The organism is Agrobacterium sp. 10T429 (assembly GCF_056393925.1).
The window spans coordinates 1-20,869 of record NZ_JBFTGV010000001.1 but is presented as its reverse complement, the minus strand read 5'-3'; the positions used below and the strand labels follow the sequence as shown (position 1 = coordinate 20,869).

Below are 20,869 nucleotides of genomic sequence, written 5' to 3'. Positions count from 1 at the left end.
CTTTTTTCTATTCCATCTTGAGGACGCTCCAATGAGCCGTGATGCTGTTAAAACCCTTTTCCATCCCTTTGCCGCAGAGATGCTCGACTTGCCGAAAGAGGGCGAGCGCGTTCTGTTTCTGGGAGCGGAAGCCGGCCCGCGGCTAGACGGTTTTAACGCTGACATCGTCTCGGTTCAGAATTTTCGACCGCTTTACCGGGCTCTTCAGGCGCAGAACGCAGAGGTCACGCCGGATATTTCCGGCGAGGACTACGATGCGGCGTTGCTGCTTTGCGGCAAACATCGCGGCGAGAACGAAAACCGCGTCGCTGAAGCGCTCTCTCGCGTCAAGGCGGGTGGGTTGATCGTGGCGGCGGGATCGAAAGAAGACGGCATTCTGACGCTGCGCAAGACGCTGGCAAAGCTTGGCATCGAGGCGGAATCGACGCCGAAGTACCACGGCGTCGCCCTCTGGTTCAAACGGCCGGAAGACGTTGCATCTGCCGTGTCGAAACTCGCGCAACATTCCGTTACGGTTGCTGGCCGTTTCACCGCCATGCCCGGGATGTTCTCGCATGACCGCGTGGACGATGGCTCGGAGCTGCTCGCCTCGCGCCTGCCGACCGACTTTGACGGCAACGCCGCCGATTTCGGCGCAGGCTGGGGTTATCTCTCGGTCATGCTGGCGGAAAAATCGCCGCGCACGGCGCGTATCGATCTTTTCGAAGCGGACTGGAACGCGCTCGAATTCGCCAAGACCAATCTTCTTGAAAACAATCCGCGACTGACGGCGCGCTTCTTCTGGCAGGACCTTGCAAACGAGCCGCCGAAAGAAAAATACGACCTCATCATCATGAACCCGCCTTTCCACGCGGCAGGACAGGCGGCAGAACCCGCTCTCGGTCAGGCCTTTATCAAGACGGCTGCCGGCGCGCTTCGCAACGGTGGAAAGCTGCTGATGGTCGCCAATCGCGGCATGCCCTATGAGCCGGTGCTGGCGGCGGAATTCCGCACCAGCGCCGAGGTATGCCGCAACGCGCGCTTCAAGATCCTGAGCGCCCAGAAGTAAGCAATTCGAGCATCATCAGCTCAACAGCCATGCCCACAGCGACACGGAGAGAACACCGGTCGCCGTGGAAATGCTGATGGTGGAGGCCGCAACGCTGTGGCCGATGCCGAAGCGGTTGGCGATCAGCCATGCATTCACCCCTGTCGGCACCGACGAGGTGAGCACGAGGGCAGCTGTCCATTCCCGGCTGAGACCGAGAGCATGGCCCATGGCCCACACGCAGGCGGGCAGAAGCAGCAGTTTGAAAACCGTCATGGTGACAGCAATCCCCAGATTACCGCGAATGGTGTATTTCGTCAGCGCCATGCCGAGCGAGATGAGCGCTGCCGGTCCCGCCATGGACGCGATCTGATCAACCACGGTCTTGAGGATGGGCGTGAGCGTCACGCCTGAAACATTGGTCGAAAGCCCGATGAAAAGTCCGATCACCAGCGGATTTGTGATGAGGTTGCGGCCGACCTGCCTGAAGACAGAAGCCATGCTGCGCTTTTCGCCGCCCACCGCCTTATGCGTGGCGTTCTCCATCAGGATGGTACCGGCAATCATCATGACCGGCAGATGGATGGCCAGCAGAATGGAGAGGGCGACCAGCCCCTCATCCCCGATGGACCGCCCGACGAGCGGCAGGCCGATGAAGATATTGTTGGCAAAGGCCGAGGATATGCCGGCTATGACGGCGATGCGACTATCCTGCTTGAAGATGTACCGCGTGACGATATGCCCAACCGTCCAGGTTACGGCCACGCCGGCGAAATAGGTCAGCCACAGCCGGAAGGGCGATGCGCCATGAAAATTCGCCTCCGCAAGAGTGCGGAAGATCAAAGTCGGCACGGCGATCTTGAATACAAAATCGCTGAGAATCTCACCGGTATCAGCCCTGAACAAGCCGGCCTTGACGGTGAGCCAGCCGATCAGGATAAGAATGAAAATCGGAGCGACGTTCGCGGCAACGGCAGACATGGAGGGAGAGCTTTCGCGGCTTTTGCGGGAGATACTCCGCTTTAGAGCCTTTTCCAAGGGAATGGAATCGCGAAAACGCTGCACCCGGATGTTTCATTCAATACGCGACGTAGCTCCGTCAGGTATTTTTGCAGAAAGCCCCTCAAAACCGGTCACTGGATCAAGTGGCGCTGCGGTCGGTCTTTCGAGTACCGTCTATAATGAAAACCCGCTTGCGGCACTCTAGAAAGGGGCGCACCAAAGGTGGACCAAAAGAAAAAGCGGGGTTTCCCCCGCCTTTTGTCATATCCGTTATACGCCGTCAGTACATCCGTGACGGAGATAACGGGTGAGCCAGAAGACCTCATGTCTTCTATTCTGGTCCGTATTCACGCACCGTTTGCTCTGATCGGAGTGATAGCTTAACCACATTACAGGCACATGACGCGTTTCTGTCTCTGGTGGAGAACCGCATATTTCCCCTTTGGGCTTTTCTTGCCGCCAGAATTGTTTAAGACCGTTCAAAAATGTGCACCCTGCAAACCGGATAGGGCCTATGACGAAATTCGACGTACTGACTGTCGGCAATGCCATCGTCGACATCATTTCCCGTTGTGATGATCGCTTCCTCAATGATAACGCCATCACCAAGGGCGCGATGAACCTCATCGACGCGGAGCGGGCCGAACTGCTCTATTCGCTGATGGGACCCGCGCTCGAGGCCTCCGGCGGAAGTGCGGGCAACACGGCGGCGGGCGTGGCGAATTTCGGTGGCAGGGCGGCTTATTTCGGCAAGGTGGCCGAAGATCAGCTCGGCGAAATCTTCCAGCACGATATCCGCGCGCAGGGCGTCTATTTCGAAACGAAGCCGGAAGGCACGTTTCCGCCGACTGCCCGCTCGATGATCTTCGTCACGGAAGACGGTGAGCGCTCGATGAACACCTATCTCGGCGCCTGCGTCGATCTCGGTCCGGAAGATGTAGAAGAAGACGTCGTGGCGAACACGAAGGTCACCTATTTCGAAGGTTACCTGTGGGATCCGCCGCGCGCCAAGGATGCCATTCGCGATTGCGCCCGCATTGCGCATGAGAACGGCCGTGAAGTGTCCATGACGCTTTCAGACAGTTTCTGCGTTGGCCGATACCGCGAAGAATTTCTCGACCTGATGCGTTCCGGCACCGTGGACATCGTTTTCGCCAACAAGCAGGAAGCTCTCTCGCTCTATGAAACCGACGATTTCGAGCTGGCGCTGACGAAAATCGCTGCCGATTGCAAGATCGCAGCGGTAACGATGAGCGAAGAAGGCGCCGTTATCCTGCGCGGCACGGAACGCGTGAAGGTAGAAGCCTATCCAGTGTATGACGTGGTCGACACAACGGGTGCCGGCGATCTTTTCGCCGCCGGCTTCCTGTTCGGTTACACGCAGGATCGGTCTCTGGAAGATTGCGGCAAACTCGGCTGCCTTGCTGCTGCCGCCGTCATTCAGCAGGTCGGGCCGCGTCCGATGTCATCGCTCAAGGCGCTGGGCGAGAAAAACGGCCTTATTTAAAGGCCTCGCCGGGATAAGCACCCCAGATTTCACCCTGCGACACCCAGCCTGAGGCCTGACCGGCCTCGGCGCGGCACCAGTCGCCGTTGCATTCACCGATCCTGAAGACGACACCCGGCTCCAGCCGGGCGATGACGGAGGCGCCCGACTGTGCGTCGCGGCGCATGTTCACGTAGACATCCTTGCCCTTGCCGCGCATCCACGGCGCGGCGACGGCCGTGCGCTCGCCGGAGAGCAGCGCCTGGTTAACCCAGCCTTCCGTGCCATCGGCATCGCGGATGCGCCGCCAGTTCTCATATTCCTGAATGATTTCAACCGGCATTCCCGATTTCATATACATCCAGGAAACGGCATAATCCGTGCTGGGTCCGATGCGCATGTTGACGCGCTTGGATTTCAGGCTGACAAAACGCGGCAAAGGCAGGCCGCTTGCGCCTTTGGCAGCGCCTTGCGCCATGGCCTCGTTCGCCACACCAAAGAGGCCCAGAGACAATGCAATGCAAACCATAGAAACCACACTGCGCATGCCCATTTCCGTTTCCTGCCTTCTGCAAACCGGATTAAATTCGAGGAGGCTCGTTTCCACACGCCTCAAGCTTCGGCGAGTTTTATTTGTCTTCGCCGGTGGGTCTGGTAGAAACGCCCTGATTGAAAGAAATTATCGCTCTTTCTGGTTAATGACTTCTGAACAAGGCAGCGGCAAACGATGACCCACAAGAAGAGACCGACAGTCTATATCACCCGCAAATTGCCTGACGTCGTCGAAACCAGAATGCGGGAACTCTTCGATGCCGAACTGAATATCGACGATACGCAGCGCCGCGAGGAAGAGCTTGTGGCCGCCATGCAGCGGGTCGACGTTCTGGTGCCGACGGTAACGGACCGCATCACCGCCGCCATGATCGAGAAAGCAGGGCCGCAACTGAAGCTGATCGCAAGCTTCTCCAACGGCATAGACCATGTGGATGTGGACGCGGCCGCCCGAAAGGGCATCACAGTGACCAACACGCCCAATGTGCTGACCGAAGACAGCGCCGATATCACCATGGCGCTGGTGCTGGCCGTGCCGCGCCGCCTGATCGAAGGCACGCGCGTGCTTGCCAATGGCGCCGACGAATGGCTGGGCTGGTCGCCGACCTGGATGCTGGGACGGCGCATTTCCGGCAAACGCATCGGCATTGTCGGCATGGGCCGCATCGGTACGGCAGTTGCGCGGCGCGCCAAGGCTTTCGGCCTCTCCATACACTATCACAACCGCAAGCGCGTCAACCCGGCGACGGAAGCGGAGCTTGAGGCAACCTATTGGGACAGCCTCGACCAGATGCTGGCGCGGGTGGATATTGTTTCCGTCAATTGCCCCTCCACACCTGCGACCTATCACCTGATCTCGGCACGACGGCTCGCGCTGATGCAGCCGACAAGCTACATCGTCAACACGGCGCGCGGCGATATCATCGATGAGGCGGCAATGATCCAGTGCCTGCGCGACGGAAAGATCGCCGGAGCCGGTCTTGATGTCTACGAGAACGAACCCGCAATCAATCCCAAGCTCATCAAGCTCGCGAGAGAAGGGAAGGTCGTGCTGCTTCCCCATATGGGCTCGGCAACGATCGAGGGACGCATCGAGATGGGTGACAAGGTCATCATCAACATCCGCACGCTTTTCGACGGACACCGACCGCCGAACCGGGTGCTGCCGGGGCGGAACTGAACCGGTTTACACAAGCCGTGTCTGCTCGTGACGCGGAAGGGAGAAGCAGGCTTTTAAGCGGATCAAAAATTGAGCCGTCTCAGCCGAGGAATTTCGTCATTTCAATCGAAGTCGTGCGGTCGTAACCCGGATGGGCGTTTTCAGCGGTTTTGATGAAACCCCAGGCGGCGAATTTCGCGTGATTGCCGACAAGCTCGATGCGCGTTTCCAGCCGCAGCGCCGGTAACGCCAATTCGCGGGCCAATGCTTCGGCCCGTTCCAGAAGCATTTTGCCGATGCCTTTGCCCTGCGCTTTCAGGGAGACGCACAGCTTGCCGACGTAAAGGCAGTTCGGTGGTTCCTGCCGGCAAAACAGGCAGCCAACAATCTCATCACCATCCAGCGCCACGAAAGCGGTCTCCGCCCTCGCCTTCTCCGCGAGATTTTCGAGCGTCAAACGGTGAGCGGACGATGGTGGGTCGATGACGCCGTCCATATAGGCGAAGGACGACATGATAAGCGCAAGCAGCTCCTGCCAGCGCTCGAATTCTTCGCCAATCCTTGTGATCTCGGTCATGTTTTTTTTCCAGCATGGCGGCGCTTGTAACGCACGGTTTCGAAGCGGGCCGACAGGGCGTCATAGAGAAGCAGGCGGCCGACCAATGGCTCGCCGGCAGCGGTGATCACCTTGATGGCCTCCATGGCCATGATCGTGCCGATCACGCCGGTCAAAGCGCCGACGATGCCCGTTTCCGCGCAATTCGGAATAAGCCCCTGCGGCGGTGGCTCGGGAAACAGATCGCGATACCCCGGCAGCAGATTACCATCGGCACCCGCCTCATAGGGTTTCAGCACCGTTACCGAACCATCGAAACGGCCGACAGCGCCCGTTACCAGCGGCCTTTTAGCAGCCTCTGCGGCATCGGCTGCGGCATAACGTGTGTCGAAATTATCAGAGCCGTCGATAAGGAGATCGAAGGATGGCAGATGGGTGTGCGCCCAGACCTGCGAAAAACGCTCCTCAAAAACAAGGGTACGCACATGCGGGTTGAGCCGGGCGATGGCTGCGCGGGCGCTTGCCGTTTTCAGCTCACCGATCGTGCCGGTATCGTGGATCACCTGCCGCTGGAGATTGGACAGGGAGACCACGTCGTCATCGATCAGGCCAAGCGTGCCGACACCGGCCGCAGCGAGATAATGAAGGACAGGCGCGCCGAGGCCACCAGCCCCGATTACCAGCACCCGCGCGGCCTTCAGACGCTGCTGCCCGGCACCGCCGATTTCCGGCAAGAGAATATGGCGCTTGTAGCGTTCGATTTCGTCCGGGCTCAGCGGGTCCATGTCGCACTCCATTTTTTCGCTGTCATGCCGTGATGCCCCCGTGGGAAACATTGAAGAATTGCGCCCTGTTGCCAAGGGCGGAGAACATTGCCGCATCCGTTCCGGTCATGAAACTCTGACCACCGAGCGCGTGAATGAGATCGAACAGAGCCGCCCGCCTGCCCTCATCCAGATGCGCAGCAATTTCGTCGAGCAGCAGAACCGGCGCATGGCCGGTCATATTGGCGGTGAGCTGGGCATGCGCAAGCACCAATCCCACCAGCAGCGCCTTCTGTTCTCCGGTCGAGCAACGCTCTGCCTCCATGTTCTTTTCCGCATGGCGCACGAACAGATCGACACGGTGCGGTCCATCAAGCGTGCGGCCCGCCGCCGCGTCTCGATACCGGCCTTCGCGCAGCATAAGCCTATACTCGTCTTCCAGATCGACAGCCGGCCGGTTGAGCGTGTCGTCCATGAAACCCGAGAGCGCCAGCGCTGCAGAGGGGAAGGCAGCATTGCCGGAACGGCCTTCGATGAGGCTCTTCAAAAGACCCAACATTTCATAGCGCGCGAGCGCCATGGAAATGCCGAGTTCCGCCATCTGCTTCTCGATACCGTCCAGCCAGACCGGATCGAAACGGCCTTCCGAAAGCAGACGGTTGCGGCCGCGCATGGCCTTTTCGAAGTCGCTTGCCCGCCGTCCATGCGCGGGATCGAGCGAGAGCACCAACCGATCGAGAAAACGCCGGCGATCCGAGGATGAACCGGTAAAAAGCCCATCCATGGCAGGCGTCAGCCACAGCACCCGCAGATGATCCGTCAATTCATCGACCGACTTCACCGATGTCCCGTTCAGCCTCAGGCGGCGCGACACTACCTCGCCGTCGCCTTCGATCCCGGTTCCGATGGCGACCTCGCCGTCCATGCCGTCGACATCCGCAAAAATCGAAAAACCGGCGGCCTCCGCCCCCACCCGCGTCACATCGGACAGGGTGGCGCGGCGCAGGCCCCTTCCGGGCGACAAAAACGAAACGGCCTCCAGGAGATTGGTCTTGCCGGAACCGTTGTCACCCGTCAGCACCACGTGGCGGTCATCCAGCGCGAGCGACGCCGCCGCATAGTTGCGGAAGTCCGTGAGTTTCAGCCGTAAAAGCGACACCTTATTCGTCATCTGTACGGCCTAAAACGAACATAGCTGGATAGCAAGGTGGGGAATGCGTCGTCCGCATTGAACATAATGCAACCACACCGCAATCCAGTCTCCAGTAGCAACTTTTTGAGCGGCCGGTTATTTATGCGTGGTCCCTCATTATCGGTAACCCCATCCATGCGCCTGATTTTTTCGCTCCTCCTCGCTTTCAGCCTTCTTTCATCCTGCGCGGGCAGGCCGGGGGCGGATGTGTTGCAGGCCATAAACACCAAGACCACCGATACGAAAATCGTGACAGCCTATGTGGCTAGCACGCGGGAGAAAAACAACGAGGCCAAAAAGGGCTTTAGCGCTGGGCGGGCGGCTGAGCTGAATTATGCGCGCTTCGACATTTCCATTCCTCCCAGCCATAAAAGCGGAAATATCGAATGGTCCAAAGGTAAGCCGAACCCGAGCAAGGATTTTGTCGTCACCAAAGCCGATATGCTGACGAAAACGCGTTTCAATTCCGATCTTGGCGACGTCACCCGCTCCGGCAAGCAGATCGCCCTTTTTGTGCATGGCTATAATTACAGCTATCAGGAAGCCTTGTTCCGTGCGGCACAAATGGCAGCCGATGCCAATATGGATGGTGTGCCACTGGTCTTTTCATGGCCGTCTCAGGCGAGCGTCACCGGTTACGTGGCCGACAAGGAATCAGCGACCTATTCGCGAGACGCGCTGGCCACGGTGCTGACCGACCTTACCAGGCAAACACCGAAAAAAAGCATTGTCGTGTTCGGTCACAGCATGGGCGGCTGGCTGGTCATGGAAGCGCTGCGACAATTGCGCTTCGAAGGCAGGAACGATGTGCTCTCCAAACTACAGGTAGTACTGGCCGCGCCGGATATCGACGCCGATGTTTTCCGCAAGCAGATCGAGGTGGTGGGAAGGCTCAATCCGCCGCTCACCATTCTCGTCTCCAAGGACGACCGCGCCCTGAAGGCTTCCTCCATCCTCGGGGCGGACGTCACCCGCATAGGCGCGCTGGATGTGACCGATCCTCAAGTGCAGGAAGCCGCCCTGAAAGAGGGCGTTCAGTTCGTTGACATCTCCAAGCTCAAGGCATCGGATCCGCTCAACCACGACCGATATGCGGCACTCGCGTCGCTGGTGCCACAACTGGAGGCGAGCCGGAACGGCAACGGCGAAAACGGCATAGGCCGCGCGGGTGCCTTTGTGTTCGATGCTATCGGGGCAACAGTATCCAGCCCCTTCCGGCTTGCGAGCCAGGTCGTGAACCCGCAATAACTTTTGCGGGTTCTTGGCGACAACCGGTTCAGAAATCCCAGTCTTCGTCTTCTGTGGCGACCGCCTTGCCGATGACATAGGAAGAGCCGGAGCCGGAGAAGAAGTCGTGGTTCTCGTCGGCATTGGGAGACAGCGCCGAGAGGATCGCAGGATTGACCCGGCAGGCCTCGGGCGGAAACAGCGCCTCGTAACCCAGATTCATCAAGGCCTTGTTGGCGTTGTAATGCAGGAACTGCTTGACGTCCTCCGTCAGGCCAACGCCGTCATAGAGGTCTTGGGTATATTTGGCCTCGTTGTCGTAAAGCTCGAGCAAAAGATCGAAGGCGAAATCCTTGATCTCCTGTTTTTCCGCTTCGCCCAGACGTTCGAGCGCGCGCTGGAACTTGTAGCCGATGTAATAGCCATGCACGGCCTCATCGCGAATGATGAGACGGATCAAATCGGCCGTGTTGGTAAGCTTGGCGCGACTTGACCAGAACATTGGCAGGTAGAAGCCGGAATAGAACAGGAAGCTCTCCAGAAACACGCTGGCGACCTTCATTTTCAACGGATTTCCGCTATCATATTCGCGCATGATGAGCGCGGATTTGCGTTGCAGGAATTCGTTCTCCTCCGACCAGCGATAGGCGTCATCGACGTCAGGCGTGGAGCAGAGCGTCGAGAAGATCGAGGAATAGGAGCGGGCGTGGACCGCTTCCATGAAGGAGATGTTGGAAAGCACCGCCTCCTCGTGCGGCGTCGCCGAATCCGCCATCAGGCGCACGGAACCGACGCCGTTCTGGATCGTGTCCAGCAATGTCAGCCCGGTGAAGACGCGGATCGTCAGGGTCTGCTCTTCCGGCTTCAACGTTCCCCAGGACGGGATATCGTTGGAGAGCGGCACCTTTTCCGGTAGCCAGAAATTCGATGTCAGGCGATTCCAGACTTCGAGATCCTTGTCATCCTCGATGCGGTTCCAGTTGACCGCGCGAATACGGGACGCGGGTTTTACGGCAATGTTCATTGTCTTGTCCCTCAATTCAGAGCGTGCAGGATACGCAGCCCTGAACCTGCGTGCCTTCCAGCGCCATCTGGCGCAAACGGATGTAGTAGATGGTCTTGATGCCTTTTTTCCAGGCGTAGATCTGCGCCCGGTTGATATCGCGCGTCGTTGACGTATCGCGGAAGAACAGTGTCAGCGACAGGCCCTGATCGACATGCTGGGTGGCCGCCGCATAGGTATCTATGATCTTTTCCGGACCGATTTCGTAAGCATCCTGATAATATTCGAGATTGTCGTTCGAAAGGTAGGAAGCCGGATAATAAACACGGCCGATCTTGCCTTCCTTGCGAATCTCAATCTTCGAGACGATGGGATGGATCGAGGAGGTCGAGTGGTTGATATAGGAGATCGAGCCTGTGGGCGGCACGGCCTGAAGGTTCTGGTTATAGAGGCCGGCCTCCATGACGGCCTGCTTCAACGCTTTCCAGTCCTCCTGTGTCGGAATGGAAATGCCGGCTTTCTCAAAAAGGTCGCGGACCTTATCCGTCGCGGGCAGCCATTCCCGGTCGGTATATTTATCGAAGTAGTCGCCCGAGGCATATTTGGAGTTTTCAAAGCCCTTGAAGCTCTGGCCCCTTTCCGTGGCAAGGCGATTGCTGGCGCGGATGGCGTGATAGGTCACCGTGTAGAAATAGATATTGGTGAAATCGATGCCCTCTTCGGAGCCGTAGAAGATGCGCTCGCGCGCCAGATAGCCATGCAGGTTCATCTGACCAAGCCCGATGGCGTGGCTCGCATCGTTGCCCTTTTCCACGGAGGGGACAGACGAGATGTGGCTCATGTCAGAAACGGCCGTCAGCGCCCGGATGGAGGTTTCGATCGTCTTGCCGAAATCAGCCGAATCCATTGCTGAAGCAATGTTGAGCGAGCCGAGATTGCAGGAAATATCCTTGCCCATATGGCTGTAAGAGAGATCGTCGTTGAACTCGCTCGCCTCGCTGACCTGTAGGATTTCCGAGCAGAGATTGCTCATGCTGATACGGCCGGCGATCGGATTGGCGCGGTTAACCGTATCCTCGAACATGATATAGGGATAACCGCTTTCGAACTGAATTTCTGCGATGACTTGGAAGAACTCGCGTGCCTTGATCTTCTTCTTGCGGATGCGGCTGTCGGCGACCATTTCCTGATATTTTTCGCTGACGGAAATCTCGGTAAACGGCACGCCATAAACCCGCTCAACATCATAGGGTGAGAACAGGTACATATCCTCGTTGTTTCTCGCGAGTTCGAAGGTGATATCAGGGATCACCACGCCGAGCGAAAGGGTTTTGATGCGGATTTTTTCGTCGGCGTTTTCGCGCTTGGTATCGAGGAAACGCATGATATCGGGGTGGTGGGCATGCAGATAGACCGCGCCAGCGCCTTGGCGCGCGCCAAGCTGGTTGGCGTAGGAGAACGAATCTTCCAGCAGCTTCATGACAGGAATGACGCCGGAGGACTGGTTTTCGATCTGTTTGATCGGCGCGCCGGCTTCGCGAATATTGGTCAGGGACAGTGCTACGCCACCGCCACGCTTGGAAAGCTGCAATGCTGAATTGATGGACCGGCCGATGCTTTCCATATTGTCTTCCACACGCAGCAGAAAACACGAAACCAGCTCACCGCGGCTTTTCTTGCCAGCGTTGAGAAAGGTCGGGGTTGCCGGCTGGAAGCGGCCGGAAATGATTTCATCCATCAGATCGCGGGCAAGCTGCTCGTCGCCACGCGCCAGAGCCAGCGCCACCATACAGACGCGGTCCTCGTAACGCTCCAGGTAACGCTTTCCGTCGAAGGTCTTCAGCGTATAGGACGTATAATATTTGAAGGCGCCGAGAAATGTCGGAAAACGGAACTTTCTGGCATAGGCCTCGTCGTAGAGGTCACGGACGAAATTGAAGGAATACTGGTCCAGCACCTCCTGTTCGTAATATCCCTCGGTCACGAGATAATCGAGCTTTTCCCTGAGATTATGGAAAAACACCGTGTTCTGATTGACGTGCTGAAGGAAATATTGCCGTGCCGCAAGGCGGTCCTTGTCGAGCTGGATCTTCCCGTTTTCATCGTAGAGGTTCAGCATCGCGTTCAGCGCGTGATAGTCCAGTCCCGCGTCCAGGTGTTTCTGCGCAGCGGTTACTTGTTGTTTGGCATCCGTGTTGCGCACCGCGCTCGAGGTCAGCGTGTCCAAAATCGTTCCAATCCATGATTGACGTTGGCGACATCTTCCTCCGTGCCGAGAAGCTCGAAGCGGTAGAGAAACGGCACCGCGCATTTGCGCGACACGATATCTCCGGCGGATGCGAAAGCTGCGCCAAAATTCGTATTTCCCGCCGCGATGACGCCGCGAATGAGATTTCGGTTTGAGGGCTCGTTCAAAAACCGGATAACCGGTTTCGGTACCGCTCCTTTCATGCCGCCGCCCCCATAGGTGGGGGTGACGAGAACATAGGGCTCCGACACGTGAGGAACGTCTTCCTCGGCGCCGAGCGGCAGGCGAAGCAATCGTCGCCCCAGTTTCTGAAGGAAGCGATGAGTGTTCTCAGACCGGCTGGAATAATAGACGATCAGCCCCATCGCATCGCCTCCTCAGCTGATCGAGCCAATCATGTCCGGACGGAAACCAGCCCAATGGCGTTCGCCGGCAACGACCACGGGAACCTGCATGTAACCAAGGCCGCGAACGCGATCGAGGGCATCCGCATCTTCGGAGATATCGACGATCTCGTAGCTGACACCGATGCGGTCAAGCGCACGATAGGTGGCAGTGCACTGGACGCAGGCGGGTTTGCTGTAAACGGTGACGGTCATTGTTTCCTCTTTCGAAGCCGCTTTTACGCACGGCTCAACATTGCCCGCCTGCAATCGCAAGCGGGTGGCGATGGTTCTGTCATTCTGGCGAGGCGCGCGGGTGAGGCCGCGTAAGATCGCTGTCTACGCCGACGAGCGTAGAAACTCATAAAAATGCACTGGCATGACTTCACCCCGAAGCTTGTTCTGGAGGGGGCAGAAAAGGGCGCACGCAATTCATTTGCGTCATACACCTTCCTTCCGGACACCCCGCCCGTGGACGTTTTCGCTCAAGGCAGGTCTCCTGACTTGCGGGTCAAAACATCCATTCCCACCTTCCCGGAGCTTTTAGCGCCAGTGGCTCAAATCGGAACGATGCTCACCGCTTACAGTTGCGGGGGCAGTTTCGGCATTGCTTCACCATAATGGTGTTGCGCACCGAATTCCCGTCTTAGCTCCCGACGCTTGCGAATCGAAAGAACCTTGAACACCACATATAGTATATGAGGAATTTTTTTCGTCAATAATTAGACATGCGAAAGCCCCACCCTGTGGATCAAAAAGATTCAACACATGGTCAACAAAGGCTTAACGGTGAATGCTCGATGCCGCCTACGGACGGAAGCGGCGGGTTATTCCCAGATATCGATGCGAATGTCGGCGGGGCGGGAGTTCTCAATCACCCGCTTTCCGTTGGGAAGATCATTTTCGAACAGTTTGGCGTGAATCTCGGTCGCATCGAGACCATAGCCCTGCCATCTATCCCGCAAGCGTTCCTCGAGCACCGCAACGGATGGGCCTACGAAGACGGTAAGATCGAAGCTGCCGGAAAGCTTCGTCCACGGCGCCTCGTTCAACAGCAGATAGTTGCCTTCGGCAAGAATGAAGCGTGTTTCTGGCGCGATGGCGCGAGCGGAGGCAATGGCAATTTCGCGGGAGCGGTCAAAAACCGGGACAAGAACTTCCTGCCCGCCCTGACGAACTGCGGAGACGATATCAAGAAAGCCGCGCACGTCGAAGGTCTCCGGTGCGCCTTTTCGCGGCAAGAGCCCCCGTTCTTCGAGAATACCGTTATCCATATGGAAGCCGTCCATGGGCAGGACAGCCGCAGCCTCGCCGCGCGCCACGAGGGCACCGCACAGGGCATCCGCCAGCGTGGATTTGCCGGCCCCAGGGGGACCGGCAATGGCAATGATAAAACGAGATTTATCCTCAGCCCGCCGAAGAACGTCTTCGACGATCGTTTCAAGCTTCAACGTCATGCGGCCAGCGTTTCCTTTGGCGCTTCCTTGGCGCCCGTCATGAAGGCGACGGCGTCGGACATGGTATAGTCCTTCGGATTGATGACGCACAAACGCTTGCCCAGCCGATGAATATGAATCCGGTCAGCAACCTCGAAAACATGCGGCATGTTGTGCGAGATGAGAACGATCGGTAGCCCTCGCGCGCGTACATCCAGAATAAGCTCGAGAACGCGGCGGCTTTCCTTGACGCCGAGCGCCGCTGTCGGTTCGTCAAGGATGACGACCTTGGAGCCGAAGGCGGCTGCACGCGCCACCGCAACACCCTGGCGCTGGCCGCCGGAGAGGGTTTCCACCGCCTGATTGATGTTCTGGATCGTCATCAGGCCGAGTTCAGAGAGTTTCTCGCGGGCAAACTTTTCCATCGCCGGACGGTCCAGTGCCCTGAACAGGCTTCCCTGAATACCGGGTTTGCGGATTTCACGGCCGAGAAACATATTGTCGGCTATGGACAATGCGGGAGACAGCGCAAGGTTCTGATAAACGGTTTCGATACCAGCCTTGCGCGCCTCGATCGGCGAGCGGAACTGTACCGGCTTGCCTTCCAGCCTGATCTCCCCTTCATCGGGTGTCACCGCACCGGAAATCGCCTTGATGAGAGAGGATTTTCCAGCACCGTTATCACCAATGACGGCGAGGATTTCGCCCGGATAAAGGTCAAAATCGGCATTGTCGAGCGCAGTCACACGACCGTAGCGTTTAACGAGATTGCGTGCTGTGAGGATAGGTTCTTTTGCCATCAGCCTGCTACCTTTCTGATCCACTGGTCGATTGCGACAGCCAAGATGATAAGGACGCCGATCAACAGATAGGTCCATTGTGGGTCTGTTCCGATAAGTCGCAGGCCGAGAGAGAAGACACCGACGATCAGCGCGCCGAAGATCATGCCCATGATTGAGCCGCGTCCGCCAAACAGCGATATGCCGCCGATGACCACTGCGGTGATGGATTCGATGTTGGCGAACTGACCGGCGGTCGGCGATACCGAACCGATGCGGCCGATGAGAGCCCAGCCCGCGAAGGCGCAGATTAGCCCGGAAAGTGTGTAGACGGTCGTCAGCATGCGCTTGACGTTAACGCCGGCAAGTTCGGCTGCGTCAGGATCATCACCCACTGCATAGAGATGTCGACCCCAGGCGGTGCGGTTCAGCACATACCAGAGCAGGGCAACCAGCAGAACCATCGCAATGACGCCATAGGTGAAGACGGCGCTGCCGATGCGGACATTGTTGCCGAAAAACTGGAGAATGGGCGCCTGTTGGACGATATCCTGTGAGCGGATCGTTTCGTTGGCCGAATAGAGGAAATTGGTGGCCAACACGATCTGCCACATGCCCAGTGTAACGATGAAGGGCGGAAGCCGCATGCGCGAAACCAGCACGCCATTGATAAAGCCACAAAATGCGCCAACTGCGAGACCGCAGATAATCGAGACTTCGGCAGGCAAACCATAGCGGAACGTAAACTGTCCCATGACGACGGAGGACAGGACCATGATCGCACCGACCGAAAGATCGATACCTGCTGTCAGAATGACCAGCGACTGTGCCGCGCCGACGATGCCGACGATTGCCACCTGCTGAAGGATAAGGGTCAGCGAAAACGCCGAGAAAAACTTGCCGCCCAGGGTCATGCCGAAGACAGCCAGCGACAACACCAGAACGATCAGCGGTACGGCCGCCGGGCTGGAATGCAGAAAGTGCTGGAATTTTTCAAGCAAACTCTTGTTGTGCGTATCGAAAGCAGCGACCTGGGTCGAACTTCCCGACAGCACTTTTTCAAATTCATTATGCGGTTGAGCCCGCACTGGCTGATCGCTCATGGATTTTCCTCCCGATCGCTCCATCGCATCAGCCCCGAACTCGGGATTATTTTCCAGAGGGGACAATGCGTAGATTCAAACTGTTGAGAAGCGTGCCTCAGTTACGTCCACGGACGCCGGGCGCGCTCGTTTGTTCCTGTCCGATCACCCAGATCGTTCTTTTAACCATTCCGGTTCAAGGGCGGGGGCAAATTGCCCCCCGCCGATTTCAATGGTGAAGTATCAGCCCCAGCACTTCTTCAGGCCTTCCTTGGTGTCGATCGAATCGAGACCCTTGACCGGCTTGTCGGTTACCAGCGTTACGCCGGTGTCGAAGAAGTTCTTGCCTGCCGTCGGCTTCGGCTTTTCACCGGTATCGGCAAACTTCTTGACGGCTTCCACGCCGAGTGCCGCCATCAGCAGCGGGTATTGCTGAGACGTTGCGCCGATCACGCCTTCCGCAACGTTCTTGACACCAGGGCAACCGCCATCGACGGAAACGATCAGAACATCCTTTTCGCGGCCGACGGCTTTCAGCGCTTCATAAGCACCGGCAGCTGCAGGTTCGTTGATGGTGTGAACGACGTTGATGGTCGGATCCTTCTGCAGCAGATTTTCCATCGCAGAGCGGCCGCCTTCTTCGTTACCGTTGGTAACATCATGACCAACGATACGCTTGTCATCTTCATCACCAATCTTGTTGATGTCCTTCACGTCGATGCCGAAGCCCTTCATGAAGCCCTGGTTGCGCAAAACATCAACGGTTGGCTGGGAAGGCGTGAGGTTGAGGAAGGCGATTTTCGCGTCCTTGGCCTTGTCGCCGAGGGTGCCGGCAGCCCATTTGCCGATCAGCTCGCCGGCCAGAAGATTGTCGGTAGCGAAAGTGGAGTCAGCGGCATCAACGGGTTCGAGAGGTGTATCGAGGGCGATGACCAGAAGACCGGCATCGCGCGCCTTCTGCACGGCCGGAACGATGCCCTTGGTGTCCGATGCGGTAATCAGGATACCCTTGGAGCCATCGGCAATGCATGTCTCGATCGCGGCAACCTGGCTTTCGGAATCGCCATCGATCTTGCCGGCATAGGACTTCAGCGTCACGCCAAGTTCTTTAGCCTTGGCGGTGGCGCCTTCCTTCATCTTGACGAAAAAGGGATTGGTGTCGGTTTTGGTAATCAGGCAAACCGAAGTATCGGCGGCGGACGCGACGGACGCGAAAGAAACGCCTAGCGCAAGCGCGCCCAGAAGAGCGGAAACAGTCGTCTTCATTGTAATCCTCCCATTGAATGTTTGAGTACCGTGACGGTTACCCGACGATCTCGTCTCCTCCGAGAACAGCGACCGTTGACACAGATGGAACCACCAAAGGAAACGGCTGTCAATAAATAAATCCGATTGAATTATTAATTCCGTATGGCATTCTAACAAGCGGCAGGGAGGAATATCGCCGCGTCGTTTAACGTTGCGATAGCAAGATTGCCATAAAGCCTGCATGTATCGGTCGCGGCGGATATGGCGGGCGGGAGGATGAAACTATGAGACAATCTGTCGAGACGGCGCCGCCCGCGCCGTCCACCAACATGGATATGAGCGGCGGCGCCAACCAGATCGGGGTGCGTGCCTATAACGAGCGGCTTGTGCTGTCGCTGGTTCGCCGCCACGGCGGCTTGTCGAAAGCCGAAATATCCAGGCTTTGCGGTCTCTCGGCGCAGACCGTCTCGGTCATCATGCGCTCGCTCGAAAGTGACGGTCTTCTTATTCGTGGCGAAAGACTGCGCGGCAAAGTCGGGCAGCCTTCGACGCCGATGCGCCTCAATCCCGATGCCGTCTTCTCGTTTGGCGTAAAAATCGGCCGTCGCAGCGTCGATCTGGTGCTGATGGATTTCGTCGGCCGGATCAAGCTGAAGCTCCGCAGAACTTACCCCTATCCTATGCCGGAATGGATTTTGCCATTCGTCATCGAGGGTATCACGGAACTCGAGTCCAAGCTCTCTCCGGTCGAACGGCAAAAAATTGCCGGTGTCGGCATTGCCGCGCCGTTCGAATTGTGGAACTGGGCGCAGGAGGTGGGCGCCCCGCAGAATGAGATGGAGCGCTGGCGCGACGTCGATATCCGTTCCGAAATTGCGGATGGCGTCAGCTATCCGGTTTTCCTGCAGAACGATGCGACCAGTGCCTGCGGTGCAGAACTGGTTTTTGGTGCAGGCCAAAACTACCCCGATTTTCTCTATATCTTCATCGGATCCTTCATCGGTGGCGGTGTCGTTTTAAATTCCGCACTGTTTTCCGGAAAGACGGGCACCGCCGGTGCAATCGGGCCCCTTCCGGTTCAGGGGCAAGACGGCAACACGGTCCAGCTTCTGAAAATCGCCTCCATCTTCGTTCTGGAAAACATGTTGCGCGAACGGGGTATCGATCCACGTCCCCTGTGGTTCTCGCCGGATGAATGGATCGATTTCGGAGAGCCGCTGGAAAGCTGGATCGGAAAAACGGCCGCGGCCCTTGCGCAGGCCGTCATCGCTGCAGCCTCCATCATCGATTTTTCCAGCGTCATCATCGATGGCGGTTTTCCGGATTGGGTCAGAGCAAGAATAGTCTCCGCCACCCGTCTTGCCCTCAAATATCACGATCTTCAGGGTGTTACGCTGCCGGAGATCATCGAGGGAGCGGTCGGCAGCCAGGCCCGGGCTATCGGTGGAGCGAGCCTGCCCCTGTTTTCCCGTTATCTCATCGACCAGAATGTTCTGTTCAAGGACACGACAGGCTGAGGTTTCAGGCCCTGCCGAAATTTCCTGGCGGGACTCTTTGCCGGATTCAAATGGTCACTCGCTGGCGGCATGTTCCATGATCGCCGCCAGAAAAGCTGGGCCGTATCGTTCCAGCTTTGTGTCTCCCACTCCAGGTATCTGCGCCATTTCCCCCACAGAGGCCGGTCTTGATGCCGCAAGCTCAATGAGTGTCTTGTCGTGAAAAATCACATAGGGCGGAACGTTCTGTGCGCGGGCAATTTCCATGCGCTTCGCACGCAGCGCCTCGAAGAGATTGCGATCGGCATCCGGTAGAACAATGGCGGTGGGCTTGCGATTCGTCTGTTGTCGCGCCGAACGGGGAGCGGTCGGTATCCTCAACATCAGGGACGGCTTTTCGCGCAGGAACCGCCTCCCTTCTTCGGAAATGGACAATCCCCCGTGACCGGCCAGATCAACCTCGATCAGGCGCAGCGCAACCATCTGGCGCAGGATGGCTCGCCAGGTGCGATTGTCGTGCTCTTTGCCGATGCCGTAGGTCGTGATCCGATCGTGACCAAAGCTCGATATCCGTTCATCTTCCATGCCCAGCAATACGCGGATGACATAGGCCTGGCCGAAACGTTCTCCCGTGCGGTAAATGCAGGACAGCAACTTCTGCGCGGCAATGGCACCATCAAACAGGTCCGGCGGTTCCGCACAGGTGTCGCAATTGCCGCAGGGCTCGCAATGGTCGCCGAAATAAGACAAAAGCACCCGCCGACGGCAACCGGCTGTTTCCGCGAGGCCAAGCAACGCATCGAGCTTCCGGCGCTCCATGTTTTTGCGCTGGTCGCCCGCATCCGACTCTTCGATGAAGCGGTTGCGCAATGCGATGTCTTCATAACCGTAAAGCATAAGCACGTCGGACGGCAGACCATCACGGCCGGCACGGCCGGTTTCCTGATAATAGGCTTCGATGCTGCTGGGCAGATCGATATGCACGACGAAGCGCACATCCGGTTTGTCGATGCCCATGCCGAAAGCCACGGTTGCAACCATGATGACAGCTTCACCATGCTGGAAGTGGGTCTGGTTCGCCTCGCGGGCGGCCTTGTCCATGCCGGCGTGATAGGGCAGCGCATCGCGCCCCTCCTCACGCAGCCAGGCTGCCGTCTCATCGACCTTGCGTTTGGAAAGGCAATAGACGATGCCGCTTTCGTCCTCGCGACCCGTCAGGAAGCGCTTCAGCTGCGTACGTGGATTATCCTTTTCCATGATCGCATAGCGGATATTTGGCCGGTCGAATCCGGCTATAAAGGCGTCGCTTCCGTTGATCCCGAGATGACCCAGAATTTCGGCGCGGGTTGGCTCGTCCGCAGTCGCCGTCAGCGCCATGCGTGGCGTATCCGGAAAGCGCTCGATCAACGTGTCTAGCTGGCGGTACGGGGGACGGAAATCGTGCCCCCACTGCGATAGACAATGAGCTTCGTCGATCGCGATCAGCGACAGGCTGATAGGTTGAAGCGCATCCAGAACATCCGGCTTGAGAAGGGTCTCCGGCGCGGCATAGAGAATATCGACCTTGCCAGCCCGCATATCCTGCCAGAGTACCCGCCGCTCTTCTGGGGAAAGATCGGAGTTGAGAGCTTCTGCCCGCACACCTGCCTGACGCAAGGCGGCGACCTGATCGACCATCAGCGCGATCAGGGGCGAAACAACCAGCCCCATTCCCTGACGGGCGAGCGCCGGAATCTGGTAACAAAGCGACTTCCCGCCCCCTGTTGGCATCAACACAAAAGCATTGTTGCCTGCCATCACATGCCGGATGATTTCGGCCTGCTGTCCACGAAACGTATCGTAGCCATAGACGGTCTTGAGAATCTGCAAGGGGTCGGTGATCACGTTGGCTTTCTTATGAGCTGGGCAGTGTGTGCATCATGGCCAAATCAGGGGCTATCGCAACGCAGAAAGGCTGAATCAGTCCCATAAAAAAGAGCGCCAATTGTGGACGATGCGAACTTATATAGGTTTGGAGATTATTTGAGGTATTTCGCAAAAGGAAAACCCCGCAGCTTAAGCTACGGGGTTTTTGTGAAGATGGTTGCGGGGGCAGGATTTGAACCTGCGGCCTTCAGGTTATGAGCCTGACGAGCTACCGGGCTGCTCCACCCCGCGTTACCAGCGTAAATCCCTATGGGATTTATCGCGACCAGCGTAAATCCCTATTGGATTTATCGCGACTGCATC

At 57.6% G+C, this 20,869-nt stretch carries 19 protein-coding genes, 1 tRNA gene and 1 riboswitch; of the genes, 5 read left to right on the top strand and 15 right to left on the bottom strand.

The annotated features are described in order from the left end of the window. The first annotated feature begins 31 nt into the window (after positions 1–31). Positions 32–1,048: a class I SAM-dependent methyltransferase gene (locus AC1DCP_RS00100; RefSeq protein WP_003514275.1), complete on the top strand. Its 1,017-nt coding sequence runs from the start codon at positions 32–34 to the stop codon at positions 1,046–1,048. Between the two features lie 15 nt (positions 1,049–1,063). Here AC1DCP_RS00100 and AC1DCP_RS00095 read toward each other — a convergent pair whose 3' ends face one another. Continuing rightward, positions 1,064–2,008, bottom strand: coding sequence for an AEC family transporter (locus tag AC1DCP_RS00095; RefSeq protein WP_476774107.1), 945 nt, complete (start codon positions 2,006–2,008; stop codon positions 1,064–1,066). Between the two features lie 535 nt (positions 2,009–2,543). Here AC1DCP_RS00095 and AC1DCP_RS00090 point away from each other — a divergent pair. Next, entirely contained in the window at positions 2,544–3,536 is a 993-nt protein-coding gene (locus AC1DCP_RS00090) for an adenosine kinase (protein ID WP_003514270.1), read from the top strand. Here the strand turns inward: AC1DCP_RS00090 and AC1DCP_RS00085 are convergent. Continuing rightward, positions 3,529–4,062 (bottom strand): SH3 domain-containing protein, encoded by a 534-nt coding sequence (locus tag AC1DCP_RS00085; RefSeq protein WP_003514268.1) that lies wholly within the window; start codon positions 4,060–4,062, stop codon positions 3,529–3,531. The two genes, AC1DCP_RS00090 and AC1DCP_RS00085, sit on opposite strands and share 8 nt — an antisense overlap. A gap of 180 nt (positions 4,063–4,242) precedes the next feature. Here AC1DCP_RS00085 and AC1DCP_RS00080 point away from each other — a divergent pair, with 180 nt between their 5' ends. Further along, complete coding sequence (locus tag AC1DCP_RS00080; RefSeq protein ID WP_003514267.1) at positions 4,243–5,247, top strand: 2-hydroxyacid dehydrogenase; 1,005 nt, start codon at positions 4,243–4,245, stop codon at positions 5,245–5,247. Positions 5,248–5,326: 79 nt separating this feature from the next. Here AC1DCP_RS00080 and AC1DCP_RS00075 read toward each other — a convergent pair whose 3' ends face one another. The 3 genes from AC1DCP_RS00075 to recF are packed head-to-tail and all read right to left on the bottom strand — an operon-like array spanning position 5,327 to position 7,717. Next, on the bottom strand, positions 5,327–5,803 hold the full coding sequence (locus tag AC1DCP_RS00075; protein WP_065688457.1) for a GNAT family N-acetyltransferase: 477 nt from the start codon (positions 5,801–5,803) through the stop codon (positions 5,327–5,329). After that, on the bottom strand, positions 5,800–6,567 hold the full coding sequence (locus AC1DCP_RS00070; RefSeq protein ID WP_038489312.1) for a molybdopterin-synthase adenylyltransferase MoeB: 768 nt from the start codon (positions 6,565–6,567) through the stop codon (positions 5,800–5,802). Before AC1DCP_RS00070 ends, AC1DCP_RS00075 begins: the two co-directional genes overlap by 4 nt. 22 nt (positions 6,568–6,589) lie before the next feature. Beyond that, complete coding sequence (gene recF, locus AC1DCP_RS00065) at positions 6,590–7,717, bottom strand: DNA replication/repair protein RecF (RefSeq protein ID WP_025592007.1); 1,128 nt, start codon at positions 7,715–7,717, stop codon at positions 6,590–6,592. Between the two features lie 156 nt (positions 7,718–7,873). Between recF and AC1DCP_RS00060 the strand changes: the two genes are divergently transcribed. Further along, positions 7,874–8,986 carry an alpha/beta hydrolase gene (locus tag AC1DCP_RS00060; RefSeq protein WP_038489306.1) on the top strand — a complete coding sequence of 371 codons (1,113 nt, stop codon included), beginning with the start codon at positions 7,874–7,876 and terminating at the stop codon, positions 8,984–8,986. Positions 8,987–9,014: 28 nt separating this feature from the next. Here the strand turns inward: AC1DCP_RS00060 and nrdF are convergent, their stop codons facing one another. The 8 genes from nrdF to AC1DCP_RS00020 form a co-directional block, all read right to left on the bottom strand. Beyond that, the gene (gene nrdF / locus AC1DCP_RS00055; RefSeq protein ID WP_003514262.1) at positions 9,015–9,989 is read right to left on the bottom strand and encodes a class 1b ribonucleoside-diphosphate reductase subunit beta; all 975 of its coding nucleotides are present in this window, start codon (positions 9,987–9,989) and stop codon (positions 9,015–9,017) included. Between the two features lie 16 nt (positions 9,990–10,005). Beyond that, positions 10,006–12,195: a class 1b ribonucleoside-diphosphate reductase subunit alpha gene (gene nrdE / locus AC1DCP_RS00050; protein WP_081308567.1), complete on the bottom strand. Its 2,190-nt coding sequence runs from the start codon at positions 12,193–12,195 to the stop codon at positions 10,006–10,008. After that, complete coding sequence (gene nrdI / locus AC1DCP_RS00045) at positions 12,183–12,581, bottom strand: class Ib ribonucleoside-diphosphate reductase assembly flavoprotein NrdI (RefSeq protein WP_003514252.1); 399 nt, start codon at positions 12,579–12,581, stop codon at positions 12,183–12,185. The genes nrdE and nrdI overlap by 13 nt, the downstream gene beginning before the upstream one ends. A gap of 12 nt (positions 12,582–12,593) precedes the next feature. After that, positions 12,594–12,815: a glutaredoxin-like protein NrdH gene (nrdH, locus tag AC1DCP_RS00040; RefSeq protein WP_013635213.1), complete on the bottom strand. Its 222-nt coding sequence runs from the start codon at positions 12,813–12,815 to the stop codon at positions 12,594–12,596. Positions 12,816–13,071: 256 nt separating this feature from the next. Next, positions 13,072–13,295: riboswitch (cobalamin riboswitch) on the bottom strand. A 131-nt stretch (positions 13,296–13,426) separates the two neighbouring features. Beyond that, positions 13,427–14,056 (bottom strand): nucleoside triphosphate hydrolase, encoded by a 630-nt coding sequence (locus tag AC1DCP_RS00035; RefSeq protein ID WP_065659734.1) that lies wholly within the window; start codon positions 14,054–14,056, stop codon positions 13,427–13,429. Beyond that, on the bottom strand, positions 14,053–14,835 hold the full coding sequence (locus AC1DCP_RS00030; protein ID WP_013635211.1) for an ATP-binding cassette domain-containing protein: 783 nt from the start codon (positions 14,833–14,835) through the stop codon (positions 14,053–14,055). The genes AC1DCP_RS00035 and AC1DCP_RS00030 overlap by 4 nt, the downstream gene beginning before the upstream one ends. Continuing rightward, complete coding sequence (locus AC1DCP_RS00025) at positions 14,835–15,917, bottom strand: ABC transporter permease (RefSeq protein WP_065688458.1); 1,083 nt, start codon at positions 15,915–15,917, stop codon at positions 14,835–14,837. Before AC1DCP_RS00025 ends, AC1DCP_RS00030 begins: the two co-directional genes overlap by 1 nt. A gap of 222 nt (positions 15,918–16,139) precedes the next feature. Beyond that, a complete protein-coding gene (locus tag AC1DCP_RS00020) occupies positions 16,140–17,162 on the bottom strand; it encodes a sugar ABC transporter substrate-binding protein (protein ID WP_003514241.1) in 1,023 nt (340 codons plus the stop codon). A 266-nt stretch (positions 17,163–17,428) separates the two neighbouring features. Between AC1DCP_RS00020 and AC1DCP_RS00015 the strand changes: the two genes are divergently transcribed. Further along, positions 17,429–18,661: an ROK family transcriptional regulator gene (locus tag AC1DCP_RS00015; RefSeq protein WP_065688459.1), complete on the top strand. Its 1,233-nt coding sequence runs from the start codon at positions 17,429–17,431 to the stop codon at positions 18,659–18,661. A 54-nt stretch (positions 18,662–18,715) separates the two neighbouring features. Here the strand turns inward: AC1DCP_RS00015 and recQ are convergent, their stop codons facing one another. Both recQ and AC1DCP_RS00005 read right to left on the bottom strand, forming a co-directional pair. Beyond that, the gene (recQ, locus tag AC1DCP_RS00010) at positions 18,716–20,524 is read right to left on the bottom strand and encodes a DNA helicase RecQ (RefSeq protein WP_065688460.1); all 1,809 of its coding nucleotides are present in this window, start codon (positions 20,522–20,524) and stop codon (positions 18,716–18,718) included. Positions 20,525–20,720: 196 nt separating this feature from the next. Continuing rightward, positions 20,721–20,797, bottom strand: a tRNA-Met gene (locus tag AC1DCP_RS00005). Positions 20,798–20,869: the final 72 nt, after the last annotated feature.

Coding starts and splice junctions, on each gene's coding strand:
- AC1DCP_RS00020 (WP_003514241.1), bottom strand. CDS start 17,162: ATGAAGACGACTGTTTCCGCTCTTCTGGGCGCGCTTGCGCTAGGCGTT.
- AC1DCP_RS00085 (WP_003514268.1), bottom strand. CDS start 4,062: ATGCGCAGTGTGGTTTCTATGGTTTGCATTGCATTGTCTCTGGGCCTC.
- AC1DCP_RS00075 (WP_065688457.1), bottom strand. CDS start 5,803: ATGACCGAGATCACAAGGATTGGCGAAGAATTCGAGCGCTGGCAGGAG.
- nrdH (WP_013635213.1), bottom strand. CDS start 12,815: ATGACCGTCACCGTTTACAGCAAACCCGCCTGCGTCCAGTGCACTGCC.
- AC1DCP_RS00090 (WP_003514270.1), top strand. CDS start 2,544: ATGACGAAATTCGACGTACTGACTGTCGGCAATGCCATCGTCGACATC.
- AC1DCP_RS00015 (WP_065688459.1), top strand. CDS start 17,429: ATGAGACAATCTGTCGAGACGGCGCCGCCCGCGCCGTCCACCAACATG.
- nrdI (WP_003514252.1), bottom strand. CDS start 12,581: ATGGGGCTGATCGTCTATTATTCCAGCCGGTCTGAGAACACTCATCGC.
- recF (WP_025592007.1), bottom strand. CDS start 7,717: ATGACGAATAAGGTGTCGCTTTTACGGCTGAAACTCACGGACTTCCGC.
- AC1DCP_RS00100 (WP_003514275.1), top strand. CDS start 32: ATGAGCCGTGATGCTGTTAAAACCCTTTTCCATCCCTTTGCCGCAGAG.
- AC1DCP_RS00060 (WP_038489306.1), top strand. CDS start 7,874: ATGCGCCTGATTTTTTCGCTCCTCCTCGCTTTCAGCCTTCTTTCATCC.
- AC1DCP_RS00080 (WP_003514267.1), top strand. CDS start 4,243: ATGACCCACAAGAAGAGACCGACAGTCTATATCACCCGCAAATTGCCT.
- AC1DCP_RS00025 (WP_065688458.1), bottom strand. CDS start 15,917: ATGAGCGATCAGCCAGTGCGGGCTCAACCGCATAATGAATTTGAAAAA.
- nrdF (WP_003514262.1), bottom strand. CDS start 9,989: ATGAACATTGCCGTAAAACCCGCGTCCCGTATTCGCGCGGTCAACTGG.
- AC1DCP_RS00070 (WP_038489312.1), bottom strand. CDS start 6,567: ATGGACCCGCTGAGCCCGGACGAAATCGAACGCTACAAGCGCCATATT.
- AC1DCP_RS00095 (WP_476774107.1), bottom strand. CDS start 2,008: ATGTCTGCCGTTGCCGCGAACGTCGCTCCGATTTTCATTCTTATCCTG.
- AC1DCP_RS00035 (WP_065659734.1), bottom strand. CDS start 14,056: ATGACGTTGAAGCTTGAAACGATCGTCGAAGACGTTCTTCGGCGGGCT.
- AC1DCP_RS00030 (WP_013635211.1), bottom strand. CDS start 14,835: ATGGCAAAAGAACCTATCCTCACAGCACGCAATCTCGTTAAACGCTAC.